This window comes from Streptomyces coeruleofuscus (genome assembly GCF_039532725.1).
Lineage (GTDB): Bacteria > Actinomycetota > Actinomycetes > Streptomycetales > Streptomycetaceae > Streptomyces > Streptomyces coeruleofuscus.
Map to the genome: position 1 here is coordinate 83683 of NZ_BAAASE010000010.1, position 19067 is coordinate 102749.

The window sequence follows — 19067 nt, forward strand, 5'->3', positions numbered from 1 at the left end:
TTCCGGCTGGTAGGTGACCCCAGGTCCGCGACGGGGTATTCAGCTGAGGCGTTCCAGCACCATGGCCATGCCCTGCCCGCCTCCGACGCACATGGTCTCCACGCCCCACTGTGCGTCGCGCGTACGCAGACCGTTGATCAACGTGGTCATGATGCGGGCGCCGGTCGCACCGAACGGATGGCCCAGCGCGATGGCCCCACCGTGCACGTTGAGCCTTTCCAGCGGGATGCGGAGTTCGCGCTGAGAGGCGATGACCTGAACGGCGAACGCCTCGTTCATCTCGAACAGGTCGATGTCCCCGATCGACAGGCCGGCGTGCGCGAGGGCCCGTCGTGTGGCCTCGACCGGTCCCAGGCCCATGATCTCCGGGGACAGGCCGGACACGCCGGTGGCCACGATCCTGGCCAGGGGCGTGATGCCGAGCTCTCGCGCCCTGACGTCGCTCATGATGACCACGGCGGCGGCTCCGTCGTTCAGCGGGCAGGAGTTTCCGGCGGTGACCGAGCCGTCTGGCCGGAAGGCCGGCTGGAGACCTTCCAGGGCCTCGTACGTCGTGCCGGGGCGCGGGCTGTCGTCGGTCGCGATCACCGTGCCGTCGGGCCTTCGGACAGGGATGATCTCCCGGGCGTGGAATCCGGACTCGGCGGCCTTGGCGTACAGCTGCTGGCTGCGCAGGGCGTAGTGATCCTGCTCCTGGCGGCTGATCTTGAAAAGGCCCGCGACGTTCTCCGCGGTCTGCCCCATGCCGATGTAGACGTCGGGCAGCAGGCCGTCGGAGCGGGGATCGGTCCACAGGCCGTTCGTTCGTGCGTCCTCCGCGGTACGGTCCCTGGCCTGATCGAATGCCGGGTTCAAGACGTCGTCGGCATCCGCTCCGGTGGGTCCGAAGTGCTGATACCGGGAGACGCACTCGACACCCGCGCTGACGAAGACGTGGCCTTCTCCTGCCTTGATGGCGTGGAAGGCCATCCGGGCGGTCTGCAAGGAGGACGAGCAGAAACGGTTGACCGTGGTGCCGGGCACCTCGTCCAGCCCCAGCTGTACGGCCACTCGCCGGGCGATGTTGGCACCGTGCTCGCCGCTCGGCTCGGCGCAGCCGAGATGCAGGTCATCGATCTCTGTCGGGTCCAGTCCGGGTAGCTGGTCGAGGGCCGCGCGGACCGCCGTCACCGCGAGGTCGTCGGGGCGGACATCTTTCAAGGAACCCTTGAAGGCGCGCCCGATGGGCGTGCGGGCGGCAGCGACTACGACGGCTTCAGGCATGTCATGCACCTCTCAGAATGGCGAACGGGTGCGTGGGGGCAGGCCGGTATGAAGGCGGCTCTCCAGCGAAGAAGATACTATACGTACCGTTTCGAATAGGAGCGTAGGAGTCTCAATTTCACCAGGTCATCGAAGCTGGTGCCCGCTGTCCTGAGTTCGCTCCCTAGTGCGCTATGCACAAGAAAAGATTACCGGCGGCGATCCTAGACGTTCCGTTTCGATTGACCTAGTGTGAGGCCACCTCGTGCAGAGAGGAGCACTCCAATGACGGCGTGCTTTCGACAGGCGGTGTTCGTTCCGCCACCCGTGTGTGTCGTGGCCCATGAGCTGGGTTTCTTCGCCTACGTCGGCCTTGAGGTCGAGACCGTGCTGATCGAGTCGTCGACGGACCAGCGTGACCGACTCCTGACCGACGACGTCGATGCGGGCGTCACGGCCATCGACAACCTGATCGTGTGGAACTCCGGCGGAGGCGACCTGCGGGTCGTCGCCCAGATCGAGTCGACGACACCGCTCCGTCTGGTCGCGCAGCCCTCGGTGAGAGGGCTGGAAGACCTGCGGGGCGCAACGCTCGGCGTCGATGCGCCGGACAACGGCTTCGCCGTCTTGCTCCGTCATCTTCTCGGTCACCATGGCCTCCCGTCCGACGCGTACGGGTTCGAGCCGGTGGGCGGAGTGCGCGAGCGCTTCGAGGCCCTGCGCTCACGGTCGATCGACGCGGCGTGGCTGGGGCCGCCGCTGGACGAGCTGGCGCAGCAGGAGGGGTTCGTCTCGCTGCTCGCGGTCGAGGACGAGGTGCCGGACTTCCCTGGGCAAGGTGTCGTGGCCGGCCCCACGACGCGGCAGGCGGGGCGGGAAAAGCTCTCGCTCTACCTCACGGCCCTCGATGCGGCGCGGATGTGGCTGCACGCCACTGAGGACGAACAGATCCTGGACGTGCTGACGAGAGGCGGCTACGGACCGGCCTCGGCGCGGGCCGCGCTGCGCACCCGCCCCGTTTCACTGGCTCCTGCTCGTGCCGGTCTGGAGTGTGTCCTGACGATGCGCGACAAGCTCGGCATGATGCCCGACCGGGCGCCTGGTGCCGATGACCTGTACGACGGCCGCCCGCTCGGTCTGGAGCTGCGTCCATGACGCCCGACCCGTTCACGTCCGACGGCCGTCGCGGTGACGCGGAGCGCGTTACGGACGGGCAGGTGGCGAAGAGCGTGCGTCATCTGCTCAGCGAGGACCGTACCTGCGAACTCCTGGGGATACAGGTCGAGTCGGCGGCCGACGGTCGGGCGCGCGCACGGATGCGGGTCCGGCCGGACATGGTCAACGGGCACGCGATCGTGCATGGCGGGCTCGTGTTCGCTTTGGCCGACACCACCTTCGCCTGCGCCGTCAACAGCTTCGGCCCGCCGGTCGTCACGGCGAGCGCGGACATCACCTTTTGGCGCCCAGGCCACCTCGGTGACGACCTGATCGCCGAAGCGGTGACCCGCTCCTGGGAGGGCCGCTCAGTGATCTGTGAGGTCACGGTGCGGCGCGGTGACGAGGTCATCGTCGAGTTCAGCGGGCGGGGGGCGCAGATCGTCCTGGCGGACCGTGTGCCGTCGGCGGGCAGCAATCCGGTCCCGAGCAGCCTGTCCGGACGAGCCGGCCATGAGGAGCACCGCGCCCGTCCGGCGGGCGCGGACACCGACGCGGTGGACGGACCCGCCGTGCCAGGACACACGACGGGCCGCTAGAGCCGCGGACGCCGAGCGCCCAGGTCGTCCGGCGGACGCGCGGGTGCAGAGATCAAACGGTACTTCCAAGTACCCGAGCCGCAAATGGAGTTCACGTGTCACAGGACTGCGAAGTCATCGTTGTGGGTGGTGGACCCGTCGGGGTGATGGCCCTTGCTTTGCTGGGCCATGCCGGTGTACGGGCTGTGGGGATCGAACGCGAGCCCGAGCTGTGGGGACAGGCGCGGGCCGTGCACTTCGACGGTGAGACCGTGCGTTCCTTCCAGTCCATGGGGCTGGGGGAGGAACTCTCCGCCCGGATCAAGCCGATGTGCGACTACCGCATGGAGAACGAGGCCGGCGAGACTCTGGTGGCCCATGCCACGGGGCAGATGGGACCCCAGGCATGGCACTCGGAGGTCCTGTTCCACCAGCCTGAGGTCGACGCGCTGCTGCGCGCCGAAGTCGAGCGGCTCGCCGATGTGGAACTCCGGCTCGGCACCACGCTGCTGGACATCCAGCAAGGTGACGGCTCAGTCCGCTGCACCGTCCGTACACCGGACGGAACGACACAGACGCTCACCGCGCGATGGGTCATCGCCTGTGACGGCGCCACCTCGACCGTCAGGCGCACGCTCGGAATATCCGGCGAGAACCTCGGCACCGACGATCCGTGGCTCGTCGTCGACGGACACCTGCGCGGGACGGCGGGCATCAAGGGTGACATGGTCTTCCTCGGCCGGCACACCCGTCCCGCGCTTTGGATCAGGCTCCCCGGTGACCGGGTGCGCATGGAGTTCAAGGTCCTCCCCGAGGACGACCGGGAGGAGATCGCCACACCGGCGGGCATCGCCCGGTTGAGCCGAGGGGTTCTCACACCGCAGAACTTCGAGCCCGACCGCATCGCCGTGTACACCTTCCGCGCGCGGTTGGCCATGTCGTGGCGGGTCGGCAATGTGTTCCTCGCGGGCGATGCCGCTCACCTGGCACCTCCGCTGTTCGGCCAGGGACTGTGCGCCGGCCTGCGGGATGTGGCCAACCTGGTGTGGAAGATCCGGCTCGTCTCACGTGGCAGAGCCCCCGAGTCCCTGCTCGACACCTACGAGTCCGAACGCAAGGACCACGCCAGATACTGGGTTCAGCAGGCGGCGACGATGGCCGGACTCGTCCAGACCACTGACCCCGTGATGGCCGCCCAGCGGGATGCGCACATCCGTGCCAACCCGGCCGATGGCTACCCGTCGGCACCCGCCCTGGGCCCGGGTGTGCACACAGGCCCGGCCGACCCGCACGCCGGACGTATTTCGATGCAGCCGATGCTGCCCGACGGGACACGGCTCGACGACCTCGTGGGACGCCGGTTCCTGCTCGCGGCCACGCCCGAACTGACGGCCGGGCTGCCCGATCCCGTACGCAAGGCGCTGGAGGAGGAGCCCGAGGTCGCCGTACTGACCTCCCCGCAGCACGTCGGCCAACTGCTCGCCTCGGTCGACGCCCCCGCGGTCCTGGTCCGTCCCGACCGCTATGTGCTCGGGACGGCACACACCCCCGAAGAGCTCGAAGCACTGCTCCGACTCCTGCCTCTCGCAGGCGCCCCGGAACCCCGGCGCGAGATGAGCCCGCCGCAGCAAGAGAACACCCTGCAGGCCTGACCCGCGCGCGTGCAAACACTTTTTCACCCCCAGGAGTTCACCATGCACGACCAACCCATCACCCACCTTCGGCACGTCGACATCGCCGTTCAGGACTACGACAAGCAGGTCGCCTTCTACGAGCAGCAATGGGGGCTGACCAAGGCCGGCACCGACGGCGATGTCACGTACTTCGCCGCCGAGGGCTCGCCCGAGCAGTACGTCGTCCGTGTCCGCCGCTCCCAGGACAAGCGCCTCGACCTGGTCTCCTTCGGCGCCGCCGACCGCGCCGCGGTGGACGGCCTCGCCACCCGCCTCGCCACCGACGGTGTGAAGCTGGTCAGCGAGCCGGACACGCTCCAGACGCCCGGCGGCGGCTACGGCTTCCGGTTCTTCGACGTCGAAGGGCGCACCATCGAGATCTCCACCGAGGTCGCCGCCCGCACCCACCGCAAGGTCGAGGAGCGCGAGGACATCCCGGTGCGGCTGTCCCACGTCGTCCTCAATTCCCCCGAGCCCGAGCGCATGATGGCCTTCTACGAGAAGTACCTGGACTTCCGGCTCACCGACACCAACGTGCACCCCCAGCTCGGCGGGATCATGTGGTTCCTGCGCTGCAACCCGCAGCACCACAGCATCGCGATCGCCCGCTGTCCCCATGTATCGCTGCACCACGCGTCCTTCGAGATGCGCGGCCTGGAGGAGTACATGCGCGGGAGTGGCCGCCTGATGCGCGATGGCGTCCACAAGGTCTGGGGCCCGGGTCGGCACCGCGCCGGCGACAACACCTTCACGTACTTCCACGACCCCAACGGCAACACCATGGAATACACCACAGAGCTGGAGATCCTCGACGAGGACACCTGGCACCCCCACCTGTACAGCACCGATGACCCGGAGACCTCGGACGTGTGGGGGACGTCCAACCCGATGAACGAGTTCGTGTCCAAGGAGATGTTCAACGACCCGGACCGGGGACTGTTCATCGCACCGCCGGTGTGACCCCGCTAGCGCCTGAGGCGCACTCGGGACGCCACCACGGGGGGAGGGCTCAGGATTCCCCGTCCGGTGACGGATGGGCTTCCAGGCCGCGGATCCCCAGCTCCACGAGCTGTTCCGCGAGCGCGTCGTCGAGCGGGCTGACGCCGAAGAGGAGATGGAAGTAGACCGGTGCGTAGAACAACTGGGCTGCCGACTTCGGATCGAGGTCGGACCGGAAGACGCCTTCGTCGATTCCCCTGCGCATCAGCTTCTCGACGGCCGCGGCGCGCTCCTGCCAGAACCGCTCGCGGAAGTTGGCCATCGTCTCGGGGTCGTACTGCCCCTCGGCGATGATCTGTGCGACCAGCTTGCCCTGCGGGCCGGCGTAGCGGGAGATCAGCGACTTGAGGTGTGCCAGGAGGGCGTCGCGCACCGGCACCCCTTCGGGGATGCGGGTGTGCGCCAGGTGGTTCTCCATGAAGGCGTCGATGACGACCGCGGCCTTGTTCGGCCACCACCGGTAGATCGTCGCCTTGCTGACCTTGGCCCGCTTGGCGATCGCCTCCATGGTCAGCTTCTGCACCGTGGTGGCGCGCCGGCCGTCGCGCACAAGGAGGTCCATGGTCGCGTCGAGGATCGCGCGACGACTCAATTCGCTTCGTACAGCCACGGAGCCAAGTTAACCCACGCACGGCCTCATTCCCCAATGTCAGCGCAGGATCGACAAGGGGACGAGCCTGCCATACGATACGAAACGTTTCGAATAGATGAAGGAGTTGTACACATGAAGCTCGGTCGGATCTCAGTACCTTCCCCCGACGGCGACCAGATCAGGATCGTCGCCGTGCGGCCCGACGAGGGCAGGGTCATCGACCTGGCCAGGGCCTACGCCCTGGGCAGGCAGGCGCAATACGCGACGCCGGACGCGGCCCGCCGACTGGCCGCGGCCCACTTCCCGTCGAGCATGGCCGCCGCCATCGCCGCCGGGTCGGCGTTCCTCGACGCCGCCCACTGGGCCGTGGACCAGGCCGCCGACGACGCCTCACTGCCGATCGACGGGCTGTCCTGGGTGGCGGCCGTCGACCCGCCGGTCATCCGCGACGGACTGACCTTCCCGGCACACATGAAGGGATTCCACGACAGGGTGGGCGGCGGACTGCCCAACCCCCAGCTGTTCAAGACGCCCGGCTACTTCAAGGGATCCACCGGAGTGGTCTACGGCCACGACGAGGAGATCCCCTACCCGAGCTACTCCGAATACGTCGACTATGAACTGGAGATGGGCCTCATCGTCGGAGCCGCGGGCAGCAATCTGACTCCCGACGGAGCCCGCGCCCACCTGTTCGGCGTCACGATCTTCAACGACTTCAGCGCGCGCGACGTCCAGGGCTACGAGATGGCCATGAGCATGGGCCCGCAGAAGTGCAAGGACTACGCGTACGGCATCGGTCCGTGGATCACGACCGTCGACGAGCTGCCCTCCACCGACGGGCTCAGGGGCGTTGTCCGCGTCAACGGTGAGGTCTGGAGTGAGACCACCGCCGAGGGAATGATCTACACGCCGGAAGAGATGCTCGCCTACGTCTCCATCAACGACAGGCTTCAGCCCGGCGACCTGATCGGCTCCGGCACCCTGCCCAACGGCTCCGGCCTGGAGCTCGACCGGCGGCTGTCGCTCGGAGACGTCATCGAACTCGAACTGGAAGGCGTCGGTGTCCTGCGCAACCGACTGAGCGCCGAGCCGGACAAGGCCCCCTGGTGGCCCGAGCCCCGCCCGTACCCCTTCGGTACGCCGGCGAACTGACGACGGGATCGACAAAGATGACCAACCCGCACGCCATCAAGCCGATACGGCGCATCGTCACCGGCCACACCGCCGACGGCCGCTCCACCGTCATCAGCGACGGCCCGGCTCCCAACGTCTTCGTGTCCGACTCCGTCAAAGGGTTCGGCGCGATCGTCCCCTGGCAGACCGAACCGGGCGATGTCAGCAACGACGGCAACCAGGACGCGGCATCCGCCGACGTCCAGGTGCCGATGCACCCCAAGCCCGGAGGAACGGTCTTCCGGATCGCCAGCTTCCCGCCCGACAGCGCCTACACCGACGCCGCCGCCGACTCCCTCTTCGACGACATCGACGGCGAACACGCCCGCGACGCCGCCCAACACACCGTCGGCGGCCGCCACTTCTGGTTCCACCGCACCGACAGCCTGGACTACGCCCTTGTCCTCGAGGGCGAGATATGGCTGCTGACGGACGAGGGAGAGACCCTCGCCAGGGCCGGTGACGTGATCATCCAGAGAGGCACCAGCCACGCCTGGTCCAACCGCAGTGACACGACCTGTCGCGTGGCCTTCATCCTCATCGGTGCCCTGCCCGTCGACACCGCTGTCTCATGAGCACCGCGCAGGACATTCTGTGGATGCCCAGCAGTGCCCGGCAGGAGGGCAGCGAACTGGCTCGCTACCGCCGTGGGCTGAAGGACTACGACGGCGGTGCCGACTACCTTGATCTCTGGCGCTGGTCGACGCGAGACCTGGGCCGGTTCTGGGAGTCCGTCGCCGAGTTCGAGGACGTACGACTCGGTGGTACCCCGACCGGTCCGGTGGCTCCGCAGGAGATGCCCGGAGGTACGTGGTTTCCCGGCCGTACCGTGAACTATGCCGAGCATGTGCTGCGCCGCTGCCCGGGCGAGGCGCTCGTCGTCGTGGACGACGACGGCATGTCCCACAAGTTCTCGCGAGCCGAACTCCGCGGCCAGGTCGCCGCCGTCTCCGCCGCGCTGCGCCGGATGGGTGTGGCCCACGGCGACCGAGTGGCCGCCGTCCTGCCCAACCGCGCGGAGGCCGTCGTAGGGCTCCTCGCCTGCGCGGCGGTGGGGGCCGTCTGGTCGGTCTGCTCACCGGAGTTCGGTGCGGACGGGGTGACCTCCCGGTTCGCCCAGCTGGAGCCCAAGGTGCTGCTGCTCACGGACGGCTACCACTATGGCGGACGGACGCACGAGCGCACGGACGAGATGCGCACCCTGCTCGACCGGCTGCCGTCGGTGGAGCACGTGCTCTGGGTCGATCACCTCCACCCCGGAAGCCTGCCCACGGCGGACCGTCCCGTGTCGCTCTGGGGCACGGTCGCCGGAGTAGGAGGCGAGCCGGAGTTCGACGAGCTGCCCTTCGACCACCCGCTGTGGGTGTTGTTCTCATCCGGTACCACCGGGGCACCCAAGGGCATCGTGCACGGCCACGGAGGTGTCCTCCTGGAGCACCTCAAGGTCCTGCGGCTGCACTCGGACCTTCGGGCCGGTGACCGCTATCTCACCGTCGCCAGCACCAGCTGGGTGGTGTGGAACATGCTGGTCTCCGGGCTCGCGGTCGGAGCCACGATCGTTCTGCTGGACGGGAACCCGGTCCGCCCCGACCTGGGGCGCGTCTTCCGCGTCGCGGACGAACACGACGTCGACACGCTCGGTGTCAGCGCCGGCTACCTGCACGCCTGCCTGAAGGCCGGCCTCGCCCCTGGAACCAGGGCGCTGCGGACGGTGCAGGTGACCGGGTCACCGCTTTCCACCGACGGTTTCCGCTGGGTCTACGACCGGCTCGGCGACGTGTGGCTGACGTCCATGAGCGGCGGCACCGACGTGTGCTCGATCTTCGTCGGCGGAGCCCCCACGCTGCCCGTCCGCGTGGGCCGCATACAGGCACCCGCCCTGGGCGTTTCCGTCGAAGCGTGGGACGAGGACGGCAACCCCGTGGTCGGCAAGCGGGGCGAGCTGGTGATCACGCAACCGATGCCCTCGATGCCGCTCCGCTTCTGGAACGACTCAGACGGCCGGCGCTATCGGCAGAGCTACTTCTCGGTGTATGCCGGAGCCTGGCGGCACGGGGACTTCATCGAGTTCGAGTCCGACGGCAGCAGTGTGATCCATGGCCGCTCGGACTCCACCCTGAACCGGCAGGGCGTACGCATGGGGCCCGCGGACATCTACCGGGTCGTCGAGGCGCTGCCCGAGGTGCGCGAAGCCCTCGTCGTGGGCGCCGAACTGGGCGAGGACGCCTACTACATGCCGCTGTTCGTCGCCCTCCAGGAGAACGCCGATCCCGAAGCGGTGGCCCAGCGCATCACCCAGGTGATCCGGGAGGAGCTGTCACCGCGGCACGTGCCCGACGAGGTCGTGCCCATGCGCGGGATCCCGCACACCCGCACGGGAAAGAAGATCGAGGTGCCGGTCAAGCGCTTGCTGCAGGGAGCTTCCCTGAACGACGTCGTGGACCTGGGCGCGGTGGACGACAGCGCACTGCTCCAGGAGTACGCGGAGTTCGCCCACGCCCGCCGGAAAGCATGAGGAAACCATGAGCCAGACCCCCTTCTCGCTGGGAACGTTCGCCGACGGACAGTCCGGTCCGTTCCCCGGCATCGTCGTGAACGACAGGGTGTACGACACCCGGACCGCCCTGCCCGCGGCCACGACCACATCCCTCCTGCTGGCCGACTGGGACGCATCGCTGGATGCGCTCCAGTCCCTGGCCGACGCACCCGAGGGCGAAGGGCGGCCGGTCGGGGAGCTCACGGTGCTCGCCCCCGTCCAGCCACCGGGCCAGATCTTCGGCGCCGGAGCCAACTATCGCGAGCACGTCATCCAGATCACGGTGGCGCACCGCCTGGGAAAGGCAGACGCCACGGAGGAGGAGCTGCGCGAGCAGGCCGCCCGGGAGATGGACGAGCGTGCCGCGCACGGCGAGCCGTACGTGTGGGTGGGCGTCCCGTCCGCGATCAGCGGCCCGTACGACGACGTGATCCTGCCTTCCCTCGGTGAGAACCATGACTGGGAACTCGAGCTGGGCGTGATCATCGGGCGCGAGACACGCGAGGTGAGCCGTGACGAGGCACTGGACCACGTCGCCGGGTACACCATCTGCAACGACCTGACGACGCGCAGCCTGGTGCCCCGCCCGGAGATCCCGATGATGGGCACCGACTGGATGCGGGCGAAGAACCAGCCCACGTTCTACCCCACGGGTCCCTACCTCGTGCCGGCGCGCTTCGTGCCCGACCCGCAGAACCTGGACATCACGCTCCGGCTCAATGGCAAGGTCATGCAGAAGGGCAACACCAACGACATGATCTTCGGAATCGCGGCCCTCATCTCGTACATCTCGCATCGGGTGACGCTGCAGCCGGGCGACATGATCATCACTGGTTCTCCGCAGGGCAACGGCTCGCATTACGGCCGCTTCCTGCAGGCGGGCGACGTGATGGAGAGCGGGATCACCGGACTCGGCGCGCAGCGGAACCTCTGCAGGTAGCAGCCGTCACGTCCGTTGCTTGACCTCGGAGTGCAGCGAGTGGGTGGTCAGCTTCTCCAGCAGTGCGATCAGCGTCCGCCGCTCGTCCGCGCTGAGCGAGCCCGCCCATTCCTGCTCACGTTCGTTGTGCGCCTGGAAAGCCGTGGTGATCGCGTGCAGACCACTCTCGGTGAGGCTGAGGTTGACCGCGCGTCCGTCGTGCGGGGCACGCGCCTTGGTGACGAGACCGTCCCGCTCCAGCGTGTTCACCAGCGCCGACACGGCCGCACGACTCATGCCGGACAGCTCCGCGACCTTCTTCGCCTCGACGGGGCTCGACAGCCAGATCGCGAACAGCACGCGGAAGCCGGGCCACGACCATCCGCGGGGCCGGTGGACGGTTGATTCCAGGTCGTAGACCAGCATGTTCGCGGCCCGGTGGAGGGTGAGCACCAACCGCATCGCCAGCGGATCGACGCCGGGGAGCTCACGGCTCGCGCGGCTGATCGCATGATCGATGAACGACCAGAAATGCAGGTCCTCGTTGTCCGGGTGCTCGTGGTCCACACCAGGAGTGTAGGCCGGACGGCCGCTCGGCCTCCGGCCCGCCTTCACGGCCGGAGTGTGCCGAGTACCGCGCCCCGATTCCGAAACGTATCGAATGTCCAGGGACAAGAGGAAAGCCTTATGAGCACCAAGACCGCACCCGCAGAAGCCCTCAGCGAGAAGTCGCTCTTCCAGGAGTCGGCCTACGTCGACGGACGCTGGGTCAGTCACGGGGAGTCCGGGCGGTTCTCCGTCGACAACCCTTCCACGGGCGCGACGATCGCGGATCTGCCGTCCATGAGCCGGGCCCAGGTGGCCGATGCCATCACGGCGGCCGAGCGCGCGCTCCCGGACTGGCGCGCCCGGTCCGGCAAGCAGCGGGCCCAGGTCCTGCGCCGTTGGTTCGAGCTCGTGACGGAGCACACGGAGGATCTCGCCCGCCTGATCACCCTGGAGGAAGGCAAGCCCCTCGCCGAAGCACGTGGCGAGGTGGCGTACGCGGCCTCGTTCATCGAGTGGTTCGCCGAGGAAGCCAAGCGCGTGCGCGGCGACATCTTCCCGGCCCCCGACCCGTCACGCCGTGTCCTCGTGCTCAAGGAGCCGGTCGGCGTGTGCGTCGCCATCACACCCTGGAACTTCCCGGCGGCCATGATCACTCGCAAGGCCGCGCCGGCCCTCGCCGCCGGATGCACGATGGTCGTCAAGCCGGCCGCCCAGACACCGCTGACCGCGCTCGCGCTCGCTGAGCTCGCCGAACGCGCCGGCGTCCCGGCGGGCGTCCTCAACGTCGTCCTGGGCAAGGCCCGTGAGATCGGCCCGGAGCTGACCGGCAACCCAGCTGTGCGCAAGGTGAGTTTCACCGGCTCGACCGAGGTGGGACGCGTCCTGCTCACGGAGTGCGCGCAGACGGTGAAGAAGGTCTCGATGGAGCTCGGGGGCAACGCGCCGGTCCTGGTCTTCGACGACGCCGACCTTGAGACGGCTGTCGAGGGAGTCCTCGCGAGCAAGTACCGCAACACCGGCCAGGCCTGCATCAGCGCGAACCGGGTCTACGTCCAGTCCCGCATCTACGACCGCTTCGCCGAGGAACTCGCCAAGCGGGTCAGCAAGTTGGCTGTCGGCGACGGTTTCGAACCCGGCGCCGAGCAGGGGCCGCTCATCGATGCCGCCGCCGTCGACAAGGTCCAGGAACACATCACCGATGCCACCGGTCACGGCGCACGCGTCCTGTGCGGCGGGTCGGGCCACGAACGTGGCGGGTTCTTCTTCCAGCCGACCGTGCTCGCCGATGTGGCTCCCGGAATGAAGATCACGCGGGAGGAGACGTTCGGGCCGGTCACCCCGCTCATCCGGTTCGTCGACGAGGCGGAGGCGATCCGCATGGCCAATGACACCGAGTTCGGTCTCGCGGCCTACGTCTACAGCCGCGACGCCGAGCGGATCTGGCGGGTCTCCGCTGCGATCGAGGCGGGCATGGTCGGCATCAACTCGGGGCTGATCTCCAACGAGGTCGCACCGTTCGGCGGCATTAAGCAGTCGGGCCTCGGGCGTGAGGGCTCGGTCCACGGCATCGACGAGTACCTGGAGATGAAGTACCTCTCCTGGGAAGGCGCGGGTGCCCGGTAGACCTCCACGGACTCAACGCACACGACGAACGAAAGGGACAGGCATGTCCGCATACACCCGTGCTGAGGCACGTGACTGGGCCCGCGAGAAGCTTGTCGGCGCGGTCAACTGCACCATCCCCTCGTTCACCGGCGACCTGCGGGCCGTCAATGAGCGAGCCGTCCGCCACGACATCCGCCTCGCCAAAGAACATGGCTTCATCGGTACCCTCGGTGTCTCCGAGATCAGCATCACCCTCGACGAGTACCTGGAGTTCCTCCGCATCTCCAAGGACGAGGCCGGCGACGGCTTCTACGTTGTCCACCACGCGAGCTGGAACGACCTCGAGCAGAACCTCGAAGCGGTCCGTGGTGCCGAAGCGGCGGGAGCGGACCTGGTGCTGCTGGCCTACCCGCCCAACTTCTACCCGGAGTCCGAGCAGGAGATCTACGACTACACCAAGGCGGTCTGTGAGGCCACGAACCTCGGGATCATCCTGTTCCCGATGACCATCTGGAACTTCGGTGCTCGCATCCACCCCTCCGATCTCCCGACCCGGCTGATCCGCCGTCTGATCGACGACATCCCCAACATCGCGGTCATCAAGGCCGAAGGCGGATACCCCAACATCCAGAGCGCCGTCGAGTGCAACCGGCTTTTCGGTGGCGAGGTGGTCATATCAGTGCCGATCGAGGGCGATCTGATCCCCCTGTCGCAGGTGATGCCTATTCAGTTGTCGGCGACCAGCGACCACGAGTACTACGGCCCGATGATCCCGCGCGTCATGCAACTGCTGCGCGACGAGAAGTACGACGAGGCAACGGCGATCTACTGGCAGCTGCACCCGGCCCGTCAGACGAAGGCGGGACTCTTCGGCGCCCTTCACGGCGGTTCCGTCCTCAACCGGCAGGCCTGGAAGTTCCAGGGGTGGCTTCAGGGCTACAACGGCGGCCCGCTCCGCCAGCCGACGATGCGTCTGCAGGACGGTCAGATGACCGCGCTGCGCAAGGGACTCCTGGACGCCGGCCTCGAGCCCAGCATGGATCCCTTCCGTGAGTTCTTCACCGGACGCAATCCGGCCTGAGCCGAGGGAACAACGAGGGGGCGGCCTTGACGGCCGCCCCCGAGGCATGAGCTCACTCAGGCGCGCGTGGGTGAAGATCCTAGCCGCGTCCTCACACCGGAGTCGGAGCTGGTCCGCGGCAGCCCGGCAAGGGTGGCCGCAGCCAGCACGAAGAACCCCGCGCACACCAGAAGCCCCGTACCGAGACCACCGGCGGACGCCAGGGACCCGAGCAGGAAGGGCGCACACGCCGACACACCCCGGCCCACGTTGAAGCAGAACCCGGCCCCGGTGGCCCTGACCTCGGTGGGGAAGAGGCCGGCGAGGAAGCCGCCGAAGAGACCGAAGAAGGAGGTGAAGATCCCGAAGACGGCGCCGGCCAGGAACAGCGGCGCCGTCGAGAACTGCGTCGCGCTCACGGCCAGGAGCACGCCGCTGCCGACGAGGGAGACCACGAGGACGCGACGGTACCCGTGCCGGTCCGCCAGGAAGCCGAAAACGTGGCAGCCGACGAAGTTGCCCAGGTTCAGGACGATCATGAATGTGGAGACGGCGGAGACGCTCAGGCCGCGTTCCTCTCCCAGGAAGGTGGGCAGCCAGGTCGAGGCACCCCACCAGCCGATCAGAGCGCAGGTCGCCAGCAGCGTTCCGACCGCGATGGGGCGGATCAGCCCGCGGGAGAACACCTGGCCGAGCCGGATCCTCTCTTCCCGCCGACCGGCCCCTCGGCGGCCGGCGAGCCACTCCTCGGACTCGCGGAAGAAGACACCGACGACCACGAGCGGCAGCACGGTTCCCAGGCCGCTGACGAGGAACAACAGCCGCCAGTCGGGCAGAAGCGCGGCGGCCAGGGCTGCCGCGGTCAGTCCGCCCACCGGGGAGGAGCTCAGTGCGAAGCACACGGCCCGGCCGCGCGACCCCGATGGCCACGACTCGACGACATAGGTGGACACGGCGCTCCAGACGCCGCCCAGCCCGAGGCCGGACAGGAACCTGAGCAGCAGGAACGTCCAGAGATCCGGAGCGGCTGCCAAGGCGGCCGTGAACACCCCGAATATCGCCAGCGAGAGCAGGAGCGCTCGCTTGCGGCCGTACGCGTCGGCGATCCACCCCAGCGTCACGCTGCTGATTCCGATGCCCACCAGGGTGGCGGTGGCCAGCAGCCCGCCTTGAGCCAGTGACAGACCGAGGTCCTCCCGGATGGAGGGCAGGGCGAGCGCCAGGATCGCCAGTTCGAGTGCGTCGAACATGTAGGCGAGGAAGGAACCGCCGAGCACGGTCCACCTGGTGGTCATGGGCGACATGTCGATCTCCTGAGGCAGGAACGGACAGGCACGTGCACAAACGGTCGAGCGGGCCGCCCCGGCATCACTCCTTGGGGCGGCCGTGGTGATCGGTCCGGCTGATCAGGCTCCGTGGAAGGCGCGGCTGATGTGGGCGTCCAGGGGAACTCCGACGCCACGTTCACCGGCGAGGCGGGCGCACAGCGCCGCGACGGTCAGATCCTGCAGAGCAGAACCAACCGACTTGTAGAGCACGATGTCATCGGTTCCGGTCCGGCCTGGTGTGCGACCGGAGACCACGTCGGCGAGGGGCACGAGCTTGTCGGTGAACTCCAGGCCCTCAGCCCGTGCGGCGATGAAGTCGCCGGTCTCGTGCGCGACTTCCTCGACAAGGTCGCACACCACGACGTCCGCGCGGTCGATGGCGAGAGGGTCGAGTTCACGCTGCTCGGGCAGCGTCGACCCGATGGACACGACTGTCGTACCCGCCTTGAGCCACGTGCCGCGAACGGTGGGCGTCTCGTCCCGGGACCGGGCGGCGCACAGCACGAGATCCGCGCCGTCGACCGCGTTCTCGGGTGTCTCGGCAGGGACCACTTCGGTCGCCAGGTCGCTGAACGACCCGGCGAACCGGACTCGGCTCGCCGGGCTCGGGCTGTAGACCCGTACGGACGTGAGCTCCCGCGTCGCGGCCAAGGCCCGAAGGTGATTCGTCGCCTCGAACCCCGAGCCGATGACGGCGACCGAGAGTGCCCTATGCGGTGCCAGGAACCGGACGGCGAGGGCCGAAGTCGCCGCGGTACGGAAGCCCGTGATCGACCGGCCGTCCAGTAGGGCGACGAGCTCCGTGGTCTCGAGGTCGAACAGCGCTACGAGGTAGGCGCCCCTGCGCTTGCCGTTCGACACGGCGATGAGCTTGGCTCCCATCACACCGCTGCTCGGCAGTATCCCGCTGAGGGTGCGCATCCACTCCTCCTCGCCCCTGGCCATCGTCCGCGGGGGAAAGTGCGCTTCGGACACCGGAGCGGCGTAGGCCCCGTGCAGAGCCTTCAGCGCGGACTCCCAGTCCAGTAGGGAACGGACGTCGTCGTCGGTGAGATACACGGCCATGGGCATGCTCCTTGCGGGTTTTGGGATGGTTCATCGGCGGGCCGCCCGTCTGCACTCTTCGGCCCGGCTCAACTCCGGATCCGCCGCCTGTGTGCCGGTCGACCGGAGGAGGAGGGGTGCCCGCGACAGGCCGGAGGCGCCGACGGCGAAGGTCGCGGCGAGTGCGGGCCGAGAGATGCCGGGGCACGCCAACTCATCGTGCCAATCGGCTCGTTGGCGAAGAGCCGCGCCGATCGCTCAGGATCTGCTGGAGATGAGCCGGACAGCCGACCCTCTCCATTACTATACGGTGCGTATCGTTTCCATTCGTGCCTCACCGTAAGCGGCGTGCGTACCGCCCGCACTTCCGCGCGCACCTTCGGCCTTACGCGATGGCGACCCCTCGCGCACACCGGGCGGGACGCCCTGACCCCACCTGGCGGACGAAGCGATGGTCCTGCGGACTCCTCGCCCGGCAAACACCGCGCCATGAGGCGCGCACAGAGTGCCCCCCTGTCGCAAGCGACTGGGGGAGACCGCTCCGGGTTCGATGGGGCGCGGCGGAGCCGCTCCGCTCAGCTTTGGGGTGCCTCGGGCGCGGTGGTGTTTGCCGGAGGCGCGGACGACTTGCGCTGATGCATCAGGATCCCTATGAAGCCTGCGAGGAATCCGCTGATCAGTCCCGAGGTCGCGTGATGGGCCGCGTTGGTGCCGGCGTCGCTGGGCATGCCGACGACTGCGTAGTTGACGAGAGCGCTCATCGCGGCGCCGACAGCTCCGCCGATGGTGCCGCCGACGGCTGCGGCACGGACGGCAGAGGGCTGGGCGATGGCTGGCCGTGACGTCTCGGTGTCGCCTGTCGGCTCAGGACCGGTGTGGCCATCGCCGTGTTCCAAGCCGATGGCACGGTCGGCCGCGAGCGGCCCCGGACCGGCGAGCACGACCACCAGCAGTGCCGCGATGACCATGAGGGGAAACTCCGCTCCGGAGCCGGAGGCCGGGCCTGACACCGGGGTGAGGAAGCCGACGTCCACGTTCACCATGGCGATGGCGGCACTGAGATGCACGGTGAGCACGGCTGCCGTGAGCCGCGAGACCAGGCCGATCAGGAGGAGGGCTCCCCCCACTGCCTCCAGCAGCGCCACGGCCCAGGCCATCAGCGCGGGAGCGGGCACATCGAGTTGGTACTGCAGGAACGTGGCGAAGCCGTCGGGCCCTTCGATGATCTTCTGCAGACCATGGACGAGCAGAACGAGCCCGCTCAGCGTACGGGCCACGAGCGGGGCTATGCCGTAGTGGCGCTTGATGCGGGCGAGCCCGAGAGTCGAGCGGAGCGGTCGGCCGAGGTGGGACAAGGTGTCTCGATGGTGCGATGCGGTCATGAGCGGCGCCTTCCGGGGCGGGATGGGGTGATGAGAGCGCTCAAAAGGCGCGGATACCGTGCCCATGGCTCAGTGATCGCCCCCGGTCAGTACGTGATGCGTCCGTGATGCGATGCGTCGGGCGTTTCGAGTTCAGGCGTTGTTCGGAGAGAGGGTTCTGCGGATCCCTCGATGCGGCCCGCGGGCAAAGTGACCGCCGAGCGATGTGGGTCACAGCGAGCAGGAAAGCATGACCGAAACGACACGTCTAGTATCGCGGCACGCCGAAAACTGACGATGCCGAGATGTCCCCGAAGCGGATCACGTGCGATCCTCGACCGCCGGCCGTACCGGTCCGTCCGCAAGGGCCCAGCGGCAGAAGTCGGCGAACGCCTTGGCTCGTCTGGTGAGGTTGGCGCGGGCGGGCCAGGCGAGCAGCACGGGCATGTCCGGCACCTCCTCCCGGATCTCGCATTCGGCCAGCGGTACGCCCTCGTGGCTGATGCCGGAGGCTGGCCGCTGGATCAGAAGCGAGTAGCCGAGGCCCCGCGCCACCAATGACCGCACCGTCTCGAAGCTGCTCGTCGTATGCCGGATCGCAGGCCGTATGCCGAGTGAAGCGAGCAGCTCCGTGAAGTAGTGCCGACTCGGCGGGTTGTCGAGCATGACCATCGGTTCGTCCGCGAGGTCGTGCAGGCTCACCGGCGCCTGTCCGGCCAGGGGGTGCGCGCGGGGCAGGAGCAGATGCGGCCGGGTGATGTACAGCGTCTCCTGCTGAATGCCCGGCTGCAGGTCGAGATCGTACAGCAGGGCCATCTCGCAGCTGCCGTCGAGAAGTTTCTCCTGCAGTTCCACCTGAGTGCCCTCCGTGAAACTCAGCCGCACCGTCGGATGCTCGGCGGCGAAACCCTCCAGGACGCCGGGCATCAGGAACGGGGCCAGGGTCGTGTAGCAGCCGACCGTCAGGTTCCCGGAGAGCTCCCCGCCCAGGTTGCGTGCGCTGGAGACCAGTTCGTCCGCGTGGGCGAGCAGTGGGCGCGCGTCGGCGAGCACGGCCAGGCCGGCCTGAGTGATCGTCAGCCCTTTGGCCTGGCGGCGCAGGAACAGCTGGACCCCGAGGGTGCGCTCGAGCTCGCTGACGGCCAGGGCGATCGTCGACTGGGAGATGTGCTCGCGTGCCGCGGCACCCGCGATGGTTCCGGCCTCGGCCGCCGCCACGAAGAACCGGAGCTGGCGCAGTGAGAGCGTCATGG

The 19067-nt window shown here is 68.3% G+C and carries 17 protein-coding genes; 10 read left to right on the forward strand and 7 right to left on the reverse strand.

The window, feature by feature from the left end:
• Positions 1–39: 39 nt before the first annotated feature.
• Complete coding sequence (locus ABFX81_RS32695; RefSeq protein ID WP_086854566.1) at positions 40–1263, reverse strand: acetyl-CoA C-acetyltransferase; 1224 nt, start codon at positions 1261–1263, stop codon at positions 40–42.
• Between the two features lie 315 nt (positions 1264–1578).
• Here ABFX81_RS32695 and ABFX81_RS32700 point away from each other — a divergent pair, with 315 nt between their 5' ends.
• From ABFX81_RS32700 to ABFX81_RS32715, 4 genes are all read left to right on the forward strand, one after another.
• On the forward strand, positions 1579–2397 hold the full coding sequence (locus tag ABFX81_RS32700) for an ABC transporter substrate-binding protein (RefSeq protein ID WP_346139079.1): 819 nt from the start codon (positions 1579–1581) through the stop codon (positions 2395–2397).
• Entirely contained in the window at positions 2394–2996 is a 603-nt protein-coding gene (locus tag ABFX81_RS32705) for a hotdog fold thioesterase (protein WP_086854568.1), read from the forward strand. Before ABFX81_RS32700 ends, ABFX81_RS32705 begins: the two co-directional genes overlap by 4 nt.
• A gap of 95 nt (positions 2997–3091) precedes the next feature.
• Positions 3092–4627, forward strand: coding sequence for a bifunctional 3-(3-hydroxy-phenyl)propionate/3-hydroxycinnamic acid hydroxylase (locus tag ABFX81_RS32710; protein ID WP_346139080.1), 1536 nt, complete (start codon positions 3092–3094; stop codon positions 4625–4627).
• 42 nt (positions 4628–4669) lie between these two features.
• On the forward strand, positions 4670–5608 hold the full coding sequence (locus ABFX81_RS32715) for a VOC family protein (RefSeq protein ID WP_086847035.1): 939 nt from the start codon (positions 4670–4672) through the stop codon (positions 5606–5608).
• A 49-nt stretch (positions 5609–5657) separates the two neighbouring features.
• Here ABFX81_RS32715 and ABFX81_RS32720 read toward each other — a convergent pair whose 3' ends face one another.
• Complete coding sequence (locus ABFX81_RS32720) at positions 5658–6257, reverse strand: TetR/AcrR family transcriptional regulator (RefSeq protein WP_326672452.1); 600 nt, start codon at positions 6255–6257, stop codon at positions 5658–5660.
• A gap of 114 nt (positions 6258–6371) precedes the next feature.
• Here ABFX81_RS32720 and ABFX81_RS32725 point away from each other — a divergent pair, with 114 nt between their 5' ends.
• Genes ABFX81_RS32725 through ABFX81_RS32740 form a run of 4 tightly spaced genes read left to right on the forward strand, consistent with a single transcriptional unit; the run spans position 6372 to position 10888 of the window.
• The gene (locus tag ABFX81_RS32725; protein WP_086847031.1) at positions 6372–7391 is read left to right on the forward strand and encodes a fumarylacetoacetate hydrolase family protein; all 1020 of its coding nucleotides are present in this window, start codon (positions 6372–6374) and stop codon (positions 7389–7391) included.
• 17 nt (positions 7392–7408) lie between these two features.
• Positions 7409–7987 (forward strand): cupin domain-containing protein, encoded by a 579-nt coding sequence (locus ABFX81_RS32730; RefSeq protein WP_346139081.1) that lies wholly within the window; start codon positions 7409–7411, stop codon positions 7985–7987.
• On the forward strand, positions 7984–9927 hold the full coding sequence (locus ABFX81_RS32735) for an acetoacetate--CoA ligase (RefSeq protein WP_086844704.1): 1944 nt from the start codon (positions 7984–7986) through the stop codon (positions 9925–9927). The genes ABFX81_RS32730 and ABFX81_RS32735 overlap by 4 nt, the downstream gene beginning before the upstream one ends.
• A 7-nt stretch (positions 9928–9934) precedes the next feature.
• A complete protein-coding gene (locus tag ABFX81_RS32740; RefSeq protein ID WP_086844706.1) occupies positions 9935–10888 on the forward strand; it encodes a fumarylacetoacetate hydrolase family protein in 954 nt (317 codons plus the stop codon).
• 6 nt (positions 10889–10894) lie between these two features.
• Here ABFX81_RS32740 and ABFX81_RS32745 read toward each other — a convergent pair whose 3' ends face one another.
• Positions 10895–11434, reverse strand: coding sequence for a MarR family winged helix-turn-helix transcriptional regulator (locus ABFX81_RS32745; RefSeq protein ID WP_346139082.1), 540 nt, complete (start codon positions 11432–11434; stop codon positions 10895–10897).
• Between the two features lie 120 nt (positions 11435–11554).
• Here ABFX81_RS32745 and ABFX81_RS32750 point away from each other — a divergent pair, with 120 nt between their 5' ends.
• On the forward strand, positions 11555–13039 hold the full coding sequence (locus tag ABFX81_RS32750) for a succinate-semialdehyde dehydrogenase (RefSeq protein WP_086844708.1): 1485 nt from the start codon (positions 11555–11557) through the stop codon (positions 13037–13039).
• 43 nt (positions 13040–13082) lie between these two features.
• Positions 13083–14102 carry a dihydrodipicolinate synthase family protein gene (locus ABFX81_RS32755; protein ID WP_086844710.1) on the forward strand — a complete coding sequence of 340 codons (1020 nt, stop codon included), beginning with the start codon at positions 13083–13085 and terminating at the stop codon, positions 14100–14102.
• A gap of 56 nt (positions 14103–14158) precedes the next feature.
• Here ABFX81_RS32755 and ABFX81_RS32760 read toward each other — a convergent pair whose 3' ends face one another.
• From ABFX81_RS32760 to ABFX81_RS32775, 4 genes are all read right to left on the reverse strand, one after another.
• Positions 14159–15385 (reverse strand): MFS transporter, encoded by a 1227-nt coding sequence (locus ABFX81_RS32760; RefSeq protein ID WP_086844712.1) that lies wholly within the window; start codon positions 15383–15385, stop codon positions 14159–14161.
• 102 nt (positions 15386–15487) lie between these two features.
• Positions 15488–16474: an ornithine cyclodeaminase family protein gene (locus ABFX81_RS32765; RefSeq protein ID WP_086844714.1), complete on the reverse strand. Its 987-nt coding sequence runs from the start codon at positions 16472–16474 to the stop codon at positions 15488–15490.
• Between the two features lie 554 nt (positions 16475–17028).
• Entirely contained in the window at positions 17029–17901 is an 873-nt protein-coding gene (locus tag ABFX81_RS32770) for a DoxX family membrane protein (RefSeq protein WP_086844716.1), read from the reverse strand.
• Between the two features lie 234 nt (positions 17902–18135).
• Positions 18136–19065 carry a LysR substrate-binding domain-containing protein gene (locus tag ABFX81_RS32775; RefSeq protein WP_086844718.1) on the reverse strand — a complete coding sequence of 310 codons (930 nt, stop codon included), beginning with the start codon at positions 19063–19065 and terminating at the stop codon, positions 18136–18138.
• Between the last annotated feature and the right edge of the window lie 2 nt (positions 19066–19067).